At 43.5% G+C, this 13875-nt stretch carries 20 protein-coding genes and 1 tRNA gene; 12 read left to right on the top strand and 9 right to left on the bottom strand.

The annotated features are described in order from the left end of the window. Positions 1-102 precede the first annotated feature (102 nt). Positions 103-1647, top strand: coding sequence for a GH25 family lysozyme (locus NSQ58_RS11615; protein ID WP_023989409.1), 1545 nt, complete (start codon positions 103-105; stop codon positions 1645-1647). A 71-nt stretch (positions 1648-1718) separates the two neighbouring features. On the opposite strand, the gene NSQ58_RS11620 is transcribed toward NSQ58_RS11615, so the two are convergent. Beyond that, positions 1719-1985, bottom strand: a complete 267-nt coding sequence (locus NSQ58_RS11620; RefSeq protein WP_025719729.1) for a DUF2642 domain-containing protein — start codon at positions 1983-1985, stop codon at positions 1719-1721. A gap of 168 nt (positions 1986-2153) precedes the next feature. On the opposite strand from NSQ58_RS11620, the gene NSQ58_RS11625 reads away from it, so the two are divergent. Next, positions 2154-2282 (top strand): hypothetical protein, encoded by a 129-nt coding sequence (locus NSQ58_RS11625; protein ID WP_013371969.1) that lies wholly within the window; start codon positions 2154-2156, stop codon positions 2280-2282. Positions 2283-2471: 189 nt separating this feature from the next. Here NSQ58_RS11625 and NSQ58_RS11630 read toward each other — a convergent pair whose 3' ends face one another. Both NSQ58_RS11630 and NSQ58_RS11635 read right to left on the bottom strand, forming a co-directional pair. Continuing rightward, on the bottom strand, positions 2472-2702 hold the full coding sequence (locus NSQ58_RS11630) for a hypothetical protein (RefSeq protein ID WP_028540505.1): 231 nt from the start codon (positions 2700-2702) through the stop codon (positions 2472-2474). Positions 2703-2814: 112 nt separating this feature from the next. Further along, positions 2815-3480, bottom strand: a complete 666-nt coding sequence (locus NSQ58_RS11635) for a cupin domain-containing protein (RefSeq protein ID WP_023989406.1) — start codon at positions 3478-3480, stop codon at positions 2815-2817. Between the two features lie 457 nt (positions 3481-3937). Between NSQ58_RS11635 and NSQ58_RS11640 the strand changes: the two genes are divergently transcribed. The 6 genes from NSQ58_RS11640 (at position 3938) to NSQ58_RS11665 (ending at position 8532) form a co-directional block, all read left to right on the top strand. Then, a complete protein-coding gene (locus NSQ58_RS11640) occupies positions 3938-4591 on the top strand; it encodes a cell wall hydrolase (protein ID WP_069080406.1) in 654 nt (217 codons plus the stop codon). Positions 4592-4775: 184 nt separating this feature from the next. Further along, positions 4776-5126: a hypothetical protein gene (locus NSQ58_RS11645; RefSeq protein WP_013311042.1), complete on the top strand. Its 351-nt coding sequence runs from the start codon at positions 4776-4778 to the stop codon at positions 5124-5126. A gap of 31 nt (positions 5127-5157) precedes the next feature. Beyond that, a complete protein-coding gene (locus tag NSQ58_RS11650) occupies positions 5158-6144 on the top strand; it encodes a ketoacyl-ACP synthase III (protein ID WP_053325753.1) in 987 nt (328 codons plus the stop codon). Between the two features lie 200 nt (positions 6145-6344). Continuing rightward, on the top strand, positions 6345-6893 hold the full coding sequence (locus tag NSQ58_RS11655; protein ID WP_279834936.1) for a GNAT family N-acetyltransferase: 549 nt from the start codon (positions 6345-6347) through the stop codon (positions 6891-6893). Positions 6894-7026: 133 nt separating this feature from the next. Beyond that, positions 7027-8130, top strand: a complete 1104-nt coding sequence (locus NSQ58_RS11660) for a glycerol dehydrogenase (protein ID WP_023989402.1) — start codon at positions 7027-7029, stop codon at positions 8128-8130. A 186-nt stretch (positions 8131-8316) separates the two neighbouring features. Further along, positions 8317-8532, top strand: coding sequence for a hypothetical protein (locus NSQ58_RS11665; RefSeq protein WP_013311038.1), 216 nt, complete (start codon positions 8317-8319; stop codon positions 8530-8532). 71 nt (positions 8533-8603) lie between these two features. Here the strand turns inward: NSQ58_RS11665 and NSQ58_RS11670 are convergent, their stop codons facing one another. Then, on the bottom strand, positions 8604-9635 hold the full coding sequence (locus tag NSQ58_RS11670) for a glycosyl hydrolase (RefSeq protein ID WP_023989401.1): 1032 nt from the start codon (positions 9633-9635) through the stop codon (positions 8604-8606). 31 nt (positions 9636-9666) lie between these two features. After that, positions 9667-9945 carry a hypothetical protein gene (locus NSQ58_RS11675; RefSeq protein WP_028540506.1) on the bottom strand — a complete coding sequence of 93 codons (279 nt, stop codon included), beginning with the start codon at positions 9943-9945 and terminating at the stop codon, positions 9667-9669. A 353-nt stretch (positions 9946-10298) separates the two neighbouring features. Here NSQ58_RS11675 and NSQ58_RS11680 point away from each other — a divergent pair, with 353 nt between their 5' ends. From NSQ58_RS11680 to NSQ58_RS11690, 3 genes are all read left to right on the top strand, one after another. Then, the gene (locus tag NSQ58_RS11680) at positions 10299-10481 is read left to right on the top strand and encodes a hypothetical protein (RefSeq protein ID WP_023989399.1); all 183 of its coding nucleotides are present in this window, start codon (positions 10299-10301) and stop codon (positions 10479-10481) included. A gap of 52 nt (positions 10482-10533) precedes the next feature. Beyond that, positions 10534-10860, top strand: a complete 327-nt coding sequence (locus NSQ58_RS11685) for a YnfA family protein (RefSeq protein WP_023989398.1) — start codon at positions 10534-10536, stop codon at positions 10858-10860. Between the two features lie 95 nt (positions 10861-10955). Beyond that, on the top strand, positions 10956-11108 hold the full coding sequence (locus NSQ58_RS11690; protein WP_023989397.1) for a hypothetical protein: 153 nt from the start codon (positions 10956-10958) through the stop codon (positions 11106-11108). A 76-nt stretch (positions 11109-11184) separates the two neighbouring features. Here the strand turns inward: NSQ58_RS11690 and NSQ58_RS11695 are convergent, their stop codons facing one another. Together NSQ58_RS11695 and NSQ58_RS11700 are read right to left on the bottom strand one after the other, a co-directional pair. After that, on the bottom strand, positions 11185-11373 hold the full coding sequence (locus tag NSQ58_RS11695; protein WP_023989396.1) for a hypothetical protein: 189 nt from the start codon (positions 11371-11373) through the stop codon (positions 11185-11187). Positions 11374-11503: 130 nt separating this feature from the next. Further along, complete coding sequence (locus NSQ58_RS11700; RefSeq protein WP_013311032.1) at positions 11504-11662, bottom strand: hypothetical protein; 159 nt, start codon at positions 11660-11662, stop codon at positions 11504-11506. Between the two features lie 246 nt (positions 11663-11908). Here NSQ58_RS11700 and NSQ58_RS11705 point away from each other — a divergent pair. Next, a tRNA-Leu gene (locus tag NSQ58_RS11705) sits at positions 11909-11994 on the top strand. 76 nt (positions 11995-12070) lie between these two features. On the opposite strand, the gene NSQ58_RS11710 is transcribed toward NSQ58_RS11705, so the two are convergent. After that, complete coding sequence (locus NSQ58_RS11710) at positions 12071-13381, bottom strand: tyrosine-type recombinase/integrase (RefSeq protein WP_341057444.1); 1311 nt, start codon at positions 13379-13381, stop codon at positions 12071-12073. A 75-nt stretch (positions 13382-13456) separates the two neighbouring features. Then, entirely contained in the window at positions 13457-13870 is a 414-nt protein-coding gene (locus tag NSQ58_RS11715; RefSeq protein WP_254664495.1) for an ImmA/IrrE family metallo-endopeptidase, read from the bottom strand. Between the last annotated feature and the right edge of the window lie 5 nt (positions 13871-13875).

The following is a 13875-nucleotide window of genomic DNA, read 5'->3' on the forward strand; positions in this document are numbered from 1 at the left end:
TAACTTTTTACATATGATTCGCGTCTATCAAAATGGAGGTCCTGAGAATCATAGAGTGCAAGAATTTCATAAGCGAAAATTTAGAGAATGGTAGGGTACATAATGAAGAAAATTTGTTTATTTGCTTTTTTGTTTCTGTTTCTACTAGCATTTCCAAGAGAAAGTCATGCTGCATCTTCGAGTTCACATCTTCAGTTGGATGGTAAAGATATAAGTGTTGGCAAAGGTGTTCAGATTCAAGAAGTAAAGGGGAATGTACTGGTTCCACTCCGTCTCATTGTAGAGGAATTGGGTTATAGCGTGAATTGGGAGTCCAAGACAGGGACCATAACTATACATAAGCAAAATCTTAACCTCAGTCTTCAGGTCAACAATCCCATAGCCTCTGTCAATGATCATCAAATGGGATTGGCTGTAGCGCCTTTGCTTAGAGAGGGGACGACTTATGTTCCGCTTCGCTTTGTGTCTGAACAGACAGGGATTGATGTGGCCTGGAACAACGAGCTTAAAACTGTGTTCCTGACGACTCCGCCTACTTCAAGCGACAATAGCGAGTCCACTCATGATCATTCTGCTACTCCAGCTGTAAGTAATCCTAAAGAGAGTGCGCGTACAGCTATAAACCAAATTAGCTTCGCTAATCACCAATTGACTATAGCTGTTAATGGAAAAGCAACCCCCAAAGTAACTACGTTGACTCATGCAGACCGTATTGTTGTAGACATACCTAGTTCAACGTTTTCTGAGGAATTTCTAGCATCGCAATCATTTGACAGTAGTGGACAAGGAAGTTTTCCAGTCACTGAAGATCCAGATGTTTCCCAAGTAAGATACTCCATGTTTAGTACAACCCCCGCATCGGTACGTATTGTGGTTGATCTTAATCACAGCACACCCTTTCATGTACTCAATGCGGATGATGGTAAGGTTGTTATAGCGTTGGATCAGGAAACGGAGGAGCCATCAACTACCGAGGACGTTATACCTACCATACCTGTTGTACCTGCGATTTCTTCTGATGGACACGCGCAAGGAATTGACGTCTCACACTATAATGGCAATATTGATTGGCAGCAAGTGGCAGCGGCAGGTAAGACATTTGCTTTTATTAAAGCTACAGAGGGCACAAAATATCAAGATAATCAATTTTTGATAAATGTACAGGGTGCCAGAGATGCTAACATCTTGGTTGGCGCTTACCACTTTTTGAATGCTACTACCGCGGATGGAGCTCGTCAGGAAGCAGCTAATTTTGCCAGGGCAATAGATTCAGCAGGAGGCAGGCTAGATCTGCCCCCTGTGATGGACTATGAAAATAACCCCAAAGGTCTTACTCCTGCACAAATTAGTGAAGTGGCTCATGCCTTTTTGGATGAAATGGAGAGGCTTACCGGGCGTCAGCCAATCGTATACACGGGCAATGTTTTTGCTTCCAAGTTTGATCCTACATTTTCTATGTATAAACTGTGGGTAGCCCGATACAGCACTACGCAAAAGCCGACCGCGGTTCCAGCTTGGAATAACTGGTGGGCTTGGCAGTACAGTAGCACAGGCAGTGTTCCGGGTATTCAAGGCCAAGTCGATTTGGATGAATACAACGGAACGATAGATGAACTCCGGGCTTCACTGGCAGGAGAGCTCGATTAGCAAAATCATATCATGATCAATCCTCGCGAATCCGGAACGGGATCTGCGAGGATTTTTAATGTCTGATTTGTTTAGTTGGGCATGATCCATACGATTTCGCTGATTCTAACAAAGAATTTTTTTCCGTATACATCTAAAATGACATGGTCGGGCTTACAATCGACTACGCATCCATCAATTCTGCCACGTGTTGTCTCAAGTACAACGTACTTGCCGATCACCGATTTTAATGTTTCTACGACGTATGGATCTACAGGGTGCACCACGACGTGGTGAGAGGTAGGATGGTGAGGAAAAGGTTGATTAACGTTGTAATTGAGCATTTGATTTGAATTCAATTGCTTCACTCCTTCAAGATTAGTTGTGTTATCCTATGCTCCTGCCTAGGAAAGGTGTAGGCTAATGCCCATCAGCGAAAACATTCATAACATTGCCGAAAAGCCCGGTCCATAGGAAAGCTCAATACATAAGCTATGTTGTACCTTGAATTGAAGGAGGCAATGACCATGAGTGAATGTGAAAGAGGTTGTGGTGGCGGTTCAGTAGGGGGCTACCCAGGAGTATGGACATCGACAGGAGCTATCCTGGTACTGTTCATTTTGCTCGTTATCATTACTAAGTCTTTATGGGTTTAAATTGAAATGAGTAGCTTAACCCCCCATCGGTATATAACCGATGGGGGGTTAAGTGTTTTAGAGGATGGAACGTATGATAAAACACCTCAAATAACAGCGTACAGGCCCTACACAAACTGTGCCGGGCTGGGCAGCTGTCATTTGAGGTACATTGGCATCTATAGACAGGAACGGACAATGGAACAGAGATTAAATTAACGCAATCGCCAGCAGGGTGAACAAGCTCAAAGTTAAGATTTGATTCCCATACCCGTAGCCAGGATAAAAGGCAGACGTTTGTACACGTCCGTTCCGTTCTGTTTTTAAGTACACATTATTACGATCCACATCCATAATGGTTCCTTCGTACTGTTTTCCGTCAACGGTGAGAATACGCACTTTTTTATTCATGCAGTTCAAACAGTTGTAATAAGCGTCCATTCCATCACCCCCTCTTATACATTGGCATTTTATGAGAGGGACGGTCTTATGGTAACGGCGAACATACAGGGAAAAGGTATTCCCTCGAACTTAAGGCCTGACTAGAGTTAGCCTATTCTTGATAGGGATTAAAAGAGAAGCCAGGATATCCATTGGTATGGGCGTAACCTCTTTGGGGGGCGACCTGAGGGTGGGGTGAAGTATCGGCAAGCCTTACATGTATCCCAGGTTTTCGGGGGGGCTGCTGCTTGCAGTCATTGGGAGGACCGATGATGACAGGCTTTTTAATTGGGGCGAGTGCTTCCTGAATCTTATTCTCATTCAGGCAGTAAGTATGAGCCAGAATGTTACTTGGCGTTAGCCGCAAAATGTCGGAGCCCAGTATGAATTCAGGGGTCGGAGCATTAAAAATGGTCAACAAATGAGTGTTGTCCATCGTGGCGACCAGATAATGCCACCATCCCTGAGGAACGTTAGCCACTTGGCCAGGTGTGATCGGAAAATGTCGTAACTCGAGGGTGAAGGGGTTAATCAGTGACACGGTTACTGCTCCAGAGATGCAGTATACCAGTTCTGTGGCATTTTGGTGATAGTGAGGCTCCACAACATTAGCTGTGCTAAGGCGAATATCCAGCAGCGATACATTCGCCAATGTATTCAGCTGCTGGATCGACAGCTCGTTGATCGAGTTTTGAGCATCCTTCTGAAACAAAACATTGTCTCTTAAATCATAGGTAAATTGTACAGTAGGGGAGGTGTAATCCATATATGAATCCACGCGTCGTTTCCTGCCTTTCTATTATTCGAAATTTGATGATCGTACGCTACCCTATGCATACGCCCATGTATGTGTGCGCGGATATGTGATTTGAATTAGTAGAAATCAGGCTCCGGTCCCGGGCAAGTTGAAGCGAAAAATAGCGAAAAAAGTCACGTATTCAAGTGTGGTCAGAACATGATCCATTGTTCTTAATACACGTCATCCCTTTAGGGATGGCGTTTTATTTGCTTGGGTAGTCTTAGGACCAGAGCCGGATGATACGTAAATGCGGCTTATGGTATACTGCAACGGACGTGTGAAAGCATGATTGTCCCATTCCGTATGTAGCCACGCGTCATTTCTGCAGCTAGGCATAAGTTATGTCATAAGAAACATCATCGGATAAACGTCCCTGAGTTGTACAGGCCGGAATGGTTGCACCGGACAGAACATGAAAGAGGAGGTTGTCTGGAATATGAAAAAGTTATCTATTTTAATCCTGTCCTGCGCATGTATGTTAGGTACTGTATTGTCAGTCGCACCAGGACAAGCACAAGCACAAACGTCAGCTTTGAAGATAGGGGTTCAAAGCGAACGGGTGCTGGAGCTTCAACAGCAGCTTCATTCGCTCGGTTATTTCAAGGCTGGGTTTACTGGGTACTATGGTTCTCTGACCAGTAAAGCGGTGGCTCGTTTTCAACGGGATAACGGTCTGACACCTGATGGAGTAGCCGGAGCGGCTACACAAGCCAAGCTGGAATCCTTCGGAGAGGTGCGCGTAACCGCGCTGGATCAACTGGCTCGTATCATTTATTCTGAGGCTCGCGGGGAATCGTTTGAAGGTCAAGTGGCTGTCGGCGCTGTCGTATTAAACCGTGTTCAGTCCGGTGAGTTTCCAAGCTCGATCCCGGACGTTATTTTGCAGCCTGGTCAATTCACCGCTGTACAGGATGGTCAATACCGCCTGAAACCCAACAAGACTGCGTACCGTGCAGCCAGACAGGCACTTAATGGTGCTGATCCGACCAATGGGTCCTTGTTTTATTACAACCCGGCCATTGCTACAGCCAAATGGAGTAAAAGTCGCCCGGCTGTCATCTCACTCGGTCGCCATACGTTTACGAATTAATTTCATATGAGAATACGCAAATTTCTAGCCGTCAGTTGCTTCTTCTAGGAGCAGTGACGGTTTTTTATATTCACAAATTTGTAATATTTTAGTGGTGATTTATCTGATTTAATATTAAAAATTCTACCTATTATTCCGATACTCTTAATAGACAAAAAAATGAAATTAAAGGAGTCCTTCTAAAATGAGTCAACATCCTTACACTATCGAAGTAGATCAAGCCATGAAAACGGTACATATGGCGGTGAATGGAGTTTTTAGCCAGGAGGAGTATGATAGCTTTGTAAAAGATTATGTAGCCAAAACCTCATCCATTCAGGCGTCCAGCTTTACACTCAAGGTAGATTGTACCCAGATGGCACTTTTGGGTCCGGGAGAAGTGGAAAAACTGAAGGGCTCATTTGTACGTTATAAAGAAACTGGATTTACCAAAGTAATCTTTGGCATCAGCCTTCAACAAACCATTATTAAAATGCAGCTTGGTCGAGTAGCACGCGAAGCAGGATTAAACAACGTAGATATTGTTGTACAATAATGCGCTGATGTATGTGTAAGGGGGAAGCCTGATGAGCCATATCAAAATAAAAGCACTGGGTGTGTACCATCCGTCCCATTCGTTGGATAACGAATACTATGTTCGCCATTTTGACGAGCGGGGCAAAGATATTCGACGCTTCATGGAGCATATGGGTAGAAAACAGCGTTATATCATTGATGATCCGAACGAAAACGGTCTAACAATGGGAATTGCGGCTGCGCAAAAAGCTCTGGAACAGGCTGGTATGACAGGCCGTGACGTGGATATGATCGTGTTCTCCACTCAAGTTCCTGAGTCACTGTTTCCGATGAATGCATTGTTTGTTCACCAGGCGATTGGGGCCAGACATGATGTGGCCGTGATGGATTCCAACGCGAATTGTGCAGGGATGACAGTCGCTGTCGATCAAGTCAGTCGGTCGATGTTATCTAATCCTGACGTGCGGACAGCGCTTATTATCGGTTCGGATTATAATTCACTCATTTCCGGTCCGGAGGATGAGATTACTTATGCGAACTATGGAGATGCTGCATGTGCGGCTATTTTGGAGCGTACAGAAGAAGACACCGGATTTATAGATTCTATGTATTTTACGGACCCAGTCAATATAGATAAAATTTTGTACCCGGCTCAGGGGTTAGCGGCGACACTCCAAAGGAACGCCCCCGGAAAATATATTCAGTGGCTTCCGTTCGACGCCAATATGGCCTTGCCTCCTACATTTGATCTGCTTGAACGCATTTTAAAAAAGAATGGGCTGACGCCTCGGGATGTACGGGCTTATTGTCTGTCTCAGTTCTCGTTAGCAAATGTATTGAAGATTCAGGATCACTTGGAGCTAGAGGATGCCCAAATGATTTATGTGGGTGATCGATATGGTTACACAGGTACCAGTAGCCCGTTCATTGCTCTATATGAAGGTATTGAATCGGGTCGTATCCGGCGCGGTGATTATGTACTGTTCTGGACGATTGGAGCTGGATATCAACTGGTTGCTATGTTATTTAAATACTAGGAATATGAAGACCTTGCAGCTGCAAGGTCTTTTTGTGTATCACACAATGACAACTGTAATGATTTGGTTGTGTTATGTTTGATTATTTTGTAAAATTTAAACATTGAATTAAAAGGGAGAGCTTATATTGCGGACATCGGATAGCATGACAATTATGACGGAAAACATGGCACACAATTCATAATAGGAGCTGAAGAGTCATTAAGATCGAAAATTTATTTTATGGAGAACGAATAAAACTGGCCGCAGTCAGGGAAGAAGATGCCGAAGTGATGTTCAAATGGGGTGAGGATGCGAAGTATCTGCGAAATGTAGATACGGATTTGGCGCTCCCTTACACGTTGAAACAGATGGAGTCAGAAGGATCTCCCCGCTCTAACGAGGTCTATTTTCGATTAAGAACATTGGCAGATGATGTCTTGATCGGATTTGTTGCTATCCACGGAATTGAGTGGAATAATCGTAGCGGGCAGCTGGCAATAGGTATAGGTAATACGGACTACCGTGGCAAGGGCTTTGGGGCAGAAGCTGTAGGTCTCATTCTTCGTTATGCGTTTTATGAGCTCAATTTAAATCGGGTCGGCTTGGATGTGATTGAGTACAATACACAAGCGATCCGAACTTATGAGAAGGCGGGGTTCCAGCTTGAGGGTAGAGTTCGTTCTGCTGTTCTTCGTGATGGTAACAGTTATGATCGTATCATGATGGGTATCCTGTATTCTGAATGGCGCTCGACTGTTCAAGTATAATAGATACACAATTTGTTCATAAAATATTCCATAATAAGCCTTTTAATAACGTGAAAAGAGGTTTATAGTTAAAGGGTCACATGCCCAAATCATTATTAATTTGAGTATGAGTCAAAGCTGAGGAGGAATTTACATGGCAAACGTTGTAAGGTCCGTTACTTCACCCAAGAAATTTATTTCTGGACAAAATCTACTCTCGTCGTTAAATGACTATATTAAGGATTATGGCGATAAAGCCTTTGTCATTTGTGATGAGTTCATACTTGAAAGGGCTCAAAAGGAGGCAGGTGCTTCAATTGAAGCAGCTGGTAACCAGGTGGTCTTCGAGAAATTCCAATATGAATGTACAAAAGAAGAGATTGATCGTAACCGTGAATTGGTGCGTAAACATGGTTCGAACATTATCATAGGGATTGGCGGGGGAAAAACGTTGGATACCGCCAAGGCAACCGCTTATTATGAAAAGCTGCCTGTTGTTATTTTCCCAACGATTGCTTCTACAGATGCTCCTTGTACCGCGCTTGCGGTTATATACAAAAAAGATGGCTCTTTTGATGAATATCTGTTCCTGCCTACTAATCCAGACGTTGTACTGGCGGATACAGGCATTCTGGCAGCAGCGCCTGCACGTTTCTTTGCAGCTGGAATCGGTGATGCACTGGCCACTTATTTTGAAGCTCGTGCTTGCTATCAGGCTAACGGGGATAACCTGGTTCTGAACAAGCCTTCCACTACAGGATTGGGACTTGCTCGTCTTTGTTATGATACGTTGCTGGAAAATGCTGTGAAGGCCAAACGTGCTGTGGATCGGAAAGTATATACTCGTGCGGTGGAGGATACGATTGAAGCTACCATTTATTTGAGCGGTGTTGGTGCAGAATCAGGTGGGTTGGCAGCAGCACACGCCATTCATAACGGCATGACGGCTGTTCCTTCGCTTCATAAAGCACAGCATGGTGAGAAAGTTACATTCGGTTTGTTAACCCAGCTAGTGCTGGAAAATGCACCGAAAGAAGAACTGGAAACCGTGATTAAACTGGTTAAGGATGTAGGCCTTCCATTGACGCTTCGTGACTTGGGTGTAGAGGAATTTGTTGAGGCTGAATGGCGCCAAGTGGCTGAAGCTGCTTGTGCATCGAATGATACAATGGTCAACATGCCGTTCCCGGTTAGTCCTGCTGACGTGTACAATGCAATCATTGCAGCGAATGCAATAGCAGAATCCTATCAAGAATAGTTTCTTCCTAAATCACGAAAATGGGTTTACAAAAACGGGTCTGTCACATCACTGGCAGACCCGTTTCGTTTACGTGCACTAACATGTGAAACGAAAGAGGGTACCAGGGACTTATATCCTATCTTGTTCTGACCGATATACATGTAACAGGGAAATTAGGTTGGTTACACAGCAGGAGGAGATTTGATGTTGGTGCATGGTAAAACACGTAGGGGCAACTTGTACATCCATATGTCCAGCGGTTTTCACAAAATTGGAGATTATCGGGAAGAATATTCTGTAGCACCGGGTGATCGGCTGATGTCTAGACTGTCCAAGCGGATCTACACCATTGTATCCGTACATCTTGGTGAAGAGGCGTATGCCGATATTGATCTAGAAGAGGTTATTAGAAATAGTTAGAGTGCTTTATTTGGATTTGGTATAAAAAAGCTTCCACTTTGCTCCTAGAGCGAAGTGGAAGCTTTTTTCTTTCAGCGTAGGGACTCATGAAGAAGGTCTCGTGTGATGATATTATTTTGGTTCATAAAATGTCTGATTGCTGCTTGTGAATTGGTTGCAGACAGCTCCTTTCCCCATGTCATGGCATAGGCCCAGGCTGGCTGATTTTGCAGCACCTTCGCACTTGGCAGAATATCACTTTCTCCGATTCCCATAGGCTTGCCCTGCGCAAGCTTTAGCAATTCGGTGTAGTAGGAGGGTTTGTAATCATTGTTATAGATATCAGCTGCAAGAATATCTACTCGGTTAATACCTGGGAAGGACAAATTATAGGGAGTGCTATATGCGTTTGGAGCATTGGGACTCCACACCCACAACAGGTTATCCAGATGATGGACATGAGTGAACCGATCATACATTAGATTCCACAACTTAGCATAATTTTGCTTGTTTCCCCACCAAAACCAGTTGCCGTTCATTTCATGATAGGGCCTCCATAAAACAGGTACATCCGCGTCTCGTAAGGTCTTAAGGGACAAAGCCACCTCATCCAGATCAGCGATCAGTTGTTTATATTGCGGGGTACCCGGCGTGATGTAACGATTAAATTCAGCTTGAGTAATTTTTGCTTGTACGTTTTTCCACGTTTTGGGTTTGCCAGGAAGCGCCTGATGGAAGGTAACAGCTACGATTCCGCCGTCCTGACTCCATTGGATAGCACTATTCACAACATGCTGACGTTGCTCTCGTAGGGCTGTACGGGACTGGTTAGCCAATCCTCCAAACTCATAGCCGTGAAGTCCTGCGTATTGTCCGCTGATTTGTTGTAGCTTGTTATTTTGTTCATCCGGTGCCTCTAAGTAATCATGCTGCCCGGAAATTAGCATATCATCCGGTACATTAGATAGGTAGGCAAGTAATTGCTTGGCTTTGGCAGAGGCCTGAACATTAATTGGCGGGGCGGCATCGGCAACAATGAATGATTGCTGAGAGCCGCTGAAGAGTAAAACAAGCATTAGCAGTAGCACCCTCTGTAACCAAAAGCGTGTTGAGTGAGATTTCATGGCGCTCCTCCTTTGATGCATGGTAATGGGATTAGTATTTTTCTTTTTGCTTTCTAAGCTGTATATAGGCGCTAATAATAATCACCAGCAGACTAATCGTGGCCCATCCATTGAATTCCTGTAAGTGTATCCAGTTGTCCCACACAAGGAAACCTAAAATTACAACGAGCAAACCCATTGCAAGATACATTTTGGTTTGTGCTGGACGTTGGGTTCGTTTTGAAATCCAATGTATGATGCCGAGAACGATGGCTGCCTGAAATAAAAATATGCCCATCATCATTAAACTTGCTATAAAGATTGGGGACATCGGTATCCTCCTCCTGGGTTTACAAACAGAATATGCAGGTTGTAACCGGGATGTGGATTCTTAGATGTCAATTTAATTATAAGTTGAGTAAACAAATGAGCGCTGGTTACGATCTTGAACAAGTTGACTAAATTATACCATAACTACCGTCCTGCAATGAAAGACGTCTAAATACCCACTCTACCTTGATTCGACATCATACTTTATATTCAGCGAAATATTGACATATGGATGTACACTTCACATATATGAAGATGCAATCAGAAATATATGTGAAGTATATGCATAAGAGCAACGCGAAATCGACGGAAAAGTTTGGTATGATTAAAGTGGATTGAAAAGGAGGTGCTCTTATGAATGAAGAAAACAGACCATTCTCTAGGTCAGCAGATGCTGAAGGAGCCAAAGCGAACTTTGATGCCAATCAGCGGAAGCTTCTCTCCGAGGGAGTGCCTAGCTTATGGCGTCAGGTCAGCAACCTGCTGATTCTGGTTGGCGTGATTGCATTGATTATCCTTTTAGGTCGAGTGCTCTAATGAGATATCCAAAAAAATCGAAAAGAATTTGAAGAATTAGGGATGTGAAATGGTGTTAAAGGCAGCTTTACTTTTTATATTGGCTGGCATCGCTGAAATTGGAGGAGGATATTTGATTTGGCAGTGGCTGCGTGAAGGAAAGACATGGTATGTCGGACTTTGCGGCGGAGTAATCTTGGCTGTGTATGGAATCATTGCTACCTTTCAGGTTTTTTCCTCCTTTGGGCGTGTATATGCAGCATACGGAGGTGTCTTTATTGTTCTTTCCATTGCATGGGGCTGGTGGATTGATAAAAAGACACCCGACTTGTACGATTTCATTGGTGGATTGATTTGTTTGGTCGGTATAGCTGTAATCCTATTTCCGCGATCAGGATGATAGGACGAAAAACCCTATTTTATTTTTGAAAACATGACTATAGGTCTACAAAAATAAGCTTCATATTCCGAAATAGAACTTAAGGAGGGGGTTCTATGAACTGGAATCAAATGAAGCTTAGATTGAAATTTGGTAGTGCTGTACCGAAGAGTGAAGGTAATTTCTCTTTTGGTATCATGTGTGGACTCTTAATCAGCATCGTGCTGTGGATATCAATCATTGGCTGGATCATGCTGATCTTTAAGTGATTTTACGAAATCACTGTACATATCAAAACAAATGAATTAAGGACTGCTCACAAACCTGTGTCTTATTACCCATGCTTTATTTTGTGAAATCGTTACGTAACTTGTCTATCCCGCGACCTATGGCTTCATCAATCATATCAGTAGCAGCAGGTGTATCTGCATCGGTGTCAGGAATGCGATTAAATCCTGGCTCGCGCTTGTCCAGGGATTGTTTATGTTCGATTTGATCGTCAGTACGATTCTTTTCAGAGTTATTATCTCTCATAGCACATCACAGCTCCTTTTATTAGGCATATTCAGCTTCTATACTTTACATAAACGCTTGTGCTCCAGACTAAACGTTGATAAAAATAAAACCGGGAGGGAGTAAATCCCGCCCGGTACTTCCCAAACAACTAGCGATGCTCAATCAGATCAATCGCTCCCAGAACAACATGAGCCAGTCCGAAACCGAGAATGCCTGTAGCTGCAAGTTTGTACTTACTGCTCAGCAACACAGCGCCTGAAGCCGATACTACCGTTCCAAGAACAGCTGGAATCATACCTTCACGCATTCGTAACACCCCTTCTGGTAGTTTGGAAAGACGTTTATTAGTGTAATTCAAATGTGCACAAGTTATACAAAAAGAGAATTTTATTATTTTTTTAAAAAACACTTTACAATTCGATAAAATTATCGTATTATATGTTGGTGCCCAATTGAACGACATTTACATAATGAGAACACTTCTTAATCAGATGCGTGTTTCTCAGATACTTGTAAGACAAGTAAGTGTGAAGATTAGCGTTCCTAAATTTATGCCGGGGTGGCGGAATTGGCAGACGCACAGGACTTAAAATCCTGCGGTAGGTGACTACCGTACCGGTTCGATCCCGGTCCTCGGCACTATGGTTTTTCTCTTGAATCCCTTGATTATCAAGGGATTTTTTATTTTTTAGTGATTGAAATCATGACTTCCATATCACAGGGAGCGAGCGCCTTTTTCGCTCTTGGGGACGGATTGGGGACGAACTTTTGGATCGAAGACATCGAGGTGTGCTGTTGTTTTACGACTAAGCTTCTTGGTGACGTGAGCATAGGTATCTGAAGTCACCTGAGATGTGGAATGTCGCAATCGATGTTGAATCTCCTTGATAGATGCTCCCTGGCCAAGCAAATACGTTGCATTTGTATGGCGGAGACCATGAAGTGATACATTACGGAAGCCGTGCCGCTCACACCAGTTTTTCCACTGCTGGGACGGCGTTGTATGGTAATAGGGTTTCCCTGTACCTGAGTGAAAAACAAAGTTGCGATCCCCGCCTTGCCATGTCCCATTTGCCTTTGCCTCAAACCTTAGTTTACGCATGCCTTTAACATGGACGGTCAGTTCCTCCATATACCATTGTGGCATATCTACATAATCGTTAGATGCTTCATTCTTTGTATCTGTAATGTCCGCCTGGCCATTTTTGGTGCTTGAAATGCTCTCGTCAATCCTCAATCTGTTGTTTTCAAAGTCGCAATCGTCTTCGTCTAAAGCGATTAACTCACCGCGCCGGAATCCTCCCATTATCGCCCCCAAGAAAAAAAGCCTCCATTTAGAGTCTGTATAAAGTAATTTATCAATTACCTCGACTGCCTCATCTTCTTCAAAGTAATTTTTGCGGTCTTTGCGGGCCTTTTTATCCTCTTTGCTAATTTGTGGACGTTTAACACCTTCCAGGGGATTTTTGGTCAGTACACGCCATTCTACAGCTCGTTGGAATATGCTATTTGTTACATCGTAAGCATACTGGATTGTACGCGATGCAAGAGTAGACTTTTTACCTTTTTTATCAACTCGGGCGCCGGGCTTTCTCATATCAGCGAACAATTTCACTAAAATCATGGTTGTAATTTCATCAATAGGCATATGGCCAATTTTCGGCAGAACGTGATTGTTGATTTTGGAGCAGTGAGATTCCAAGGTAGTTCCGTTCTTTAATTCTATTACGGCGTACTTCGGAACCCACTCATTTTCAAAAAAATTTTTAAACGTCAGCTTGCTGGGTTTGATGTAGTTACCGCTTAATACTTCAATTTTAAAAGCAGCTAATTGATCGTCCAAATAATCCTTAAGTTTTCGTGTTGCGTCTTTGTACTTCGGGCAGTTCTCAGACAGCTTCATCAGGGATGGGTCATCGATTTCATGGGTCTTATCAGGCCGGTTCCGAGTACCGTCAGCGTGATACCCAAGATCAACCCGGAGCCTCCATGTATACTTTCCTCTTTTTTCAATACTACCCTTCAAAATAATCCCTCCAAACAAACATATGTTCGATATTTATTTATGATTAAACAGCCTTGCGGCTGGAAAGCGCAAAGTTTAATAAAAAATATGAAATATTTCAGGAATCCCACATCTAAGCAGGAATTGTTGTTTCGTCTCGCCTTGTTCCGGCGCATTAAAACCGATTAGCAGGTGGACAGCTAACCGATGCGCTTGCCGTTCCAACTTGTCCACTGAATAAAAAGTGTTGCTTCTAAGGAACGGCGTATTTATACCTGGGTGAAGAATTGCATGTCCAAGCTCATGCGCACTTGTGTAAATGGCTTGTTCTCGACTAAGTCGATTGTTGATGTGTATGACAGGTAAGCGATTAGTATTAGAATAATACCCCCATGTTTGTTTCCCTAAGTGTTCAAAAAGAACCACAATTTTTCTCTCAGTTGCAATCTCTAAAGGTGAATTGGTTCCGTGGGTTAGAATGAGTTCGCGAGCTTTTTTCTTTTCTATCATCTCGG

It is taken from the genome of Paenibacillus sp. FSL M7-0134 (assembly GCF_038007865.1).
GTDB lineage: Bacteria > Bacillota > Bacilli > Paenibacillales > Paenibacillaceae > Paenibacillus > Paenibacillus polymyxa_B.

Bases quoted from the DNA above. Each gene is read 5' to 3' on its own strand.
- NSQ58_RS11680 (WP_023989399.1), top strand. From the start codon at position 10,299: ATGAATGAAGAAAACAGACCATTCTCTAGGTCAGCAGATGCTGAAGGA.
- NSQ58_RS11640 (WP_069080406.1), top strand. From the start codon at position 3,938: ATGAAAAAGTTATCTATTTTAATCCTGTCCTGCGCATGTATGTTAGGT.
- NSQ58_RS11645 (WP_013311042.1), top strand. From the start codon at position 4,776: ATGAGTCAACATCCTTACACTATCGAAGTAGATCAAGCCATGAAAACG.
- NSQ58_RS11690 (WP_023989397.1), top strand. From the start codon at position 10,956: ATGAACTGGAATCAAATGAAGCTTAGATTGAAATTTGGTAGTGCTGTA.
- NSQ58_RS11675 (WP_028540506.1), bottom strand. From the start codon at position 9,945: ATGTCCCCAATCTTTATAGCAAGTTTAATGATGATGGGCATATTTTTA.
- NSQ58_RS11660 (WP_023989402.1), top strand. From the start codon at position 7,027: ATGGCAAACGTTGTAAGGTCCGTTACTTCACCCAAGAAATTTATTTCT.
- NSQ58_RS11615 (WP_023989409.1), top strand. From the start codon at position 103: ATGAAGAAAATTTGTTTATTTGCTTTTTTGTTTCTGTTTCTACTAGCA.
- NSQ58_RS11715 (WP_254664495.1), bottom strand. From the start codon at position 13,870: ATGATAGAAAAGAAAAAAGCTCGCGAACTCATTCTAACCCACGGAACC.
- NSQ58_RS11695 (WP_023989396.1), bottom strand. From the start codon at position 11,373: ATGAGAGATAATAACTCTGAAAAGAATCGTACTGACGATCAAATCGAA.
- NSQ58_RS11650 (WP_053325753.1), top strand. From the start codon at position 5,158: ATGAGCCATATCAAAATAAAAGCACTGGGTGTGTACCATCCGTCCCAT.
- NSQ58_RS11665 (WP_013311038.1), top strand. From the start codon at position 8,317: ATGTTGGTGCATGGTAAAACACGTAGGGGCAACTTGTACATCCATATG.
- NSQ58_RS11630 (WP_028540505.1), bottom strand. From the start codon at position 2,702: ATGGACGCTTATTACAACTGTTTGAACTGCATGAATAAAAAAGTGCGT.
- NSQ58_RS11670 (WP_023989401.1), bottom strand. From the start codon at position 9,635: ATGAAATCTCACTCAACACGCTTTTGGTTACAGAGGGTGCTACTGCTA.
- NSQ58_RS11700 (WP_013311032.1), bottom strand. From the start codon at position 11,662: ATGCGTGAAGGTATGATTCCAGCTGTTCTTGGAACGGTAGTATCGGCT.
- NSQ58_RS11625 (WP_013371969.1), top strand. From the start codon at position 2,154: ATGAGTGAATGTGAAAGAGGTTGTGGTGGCGGTTCAGTAGGGGGCTAC.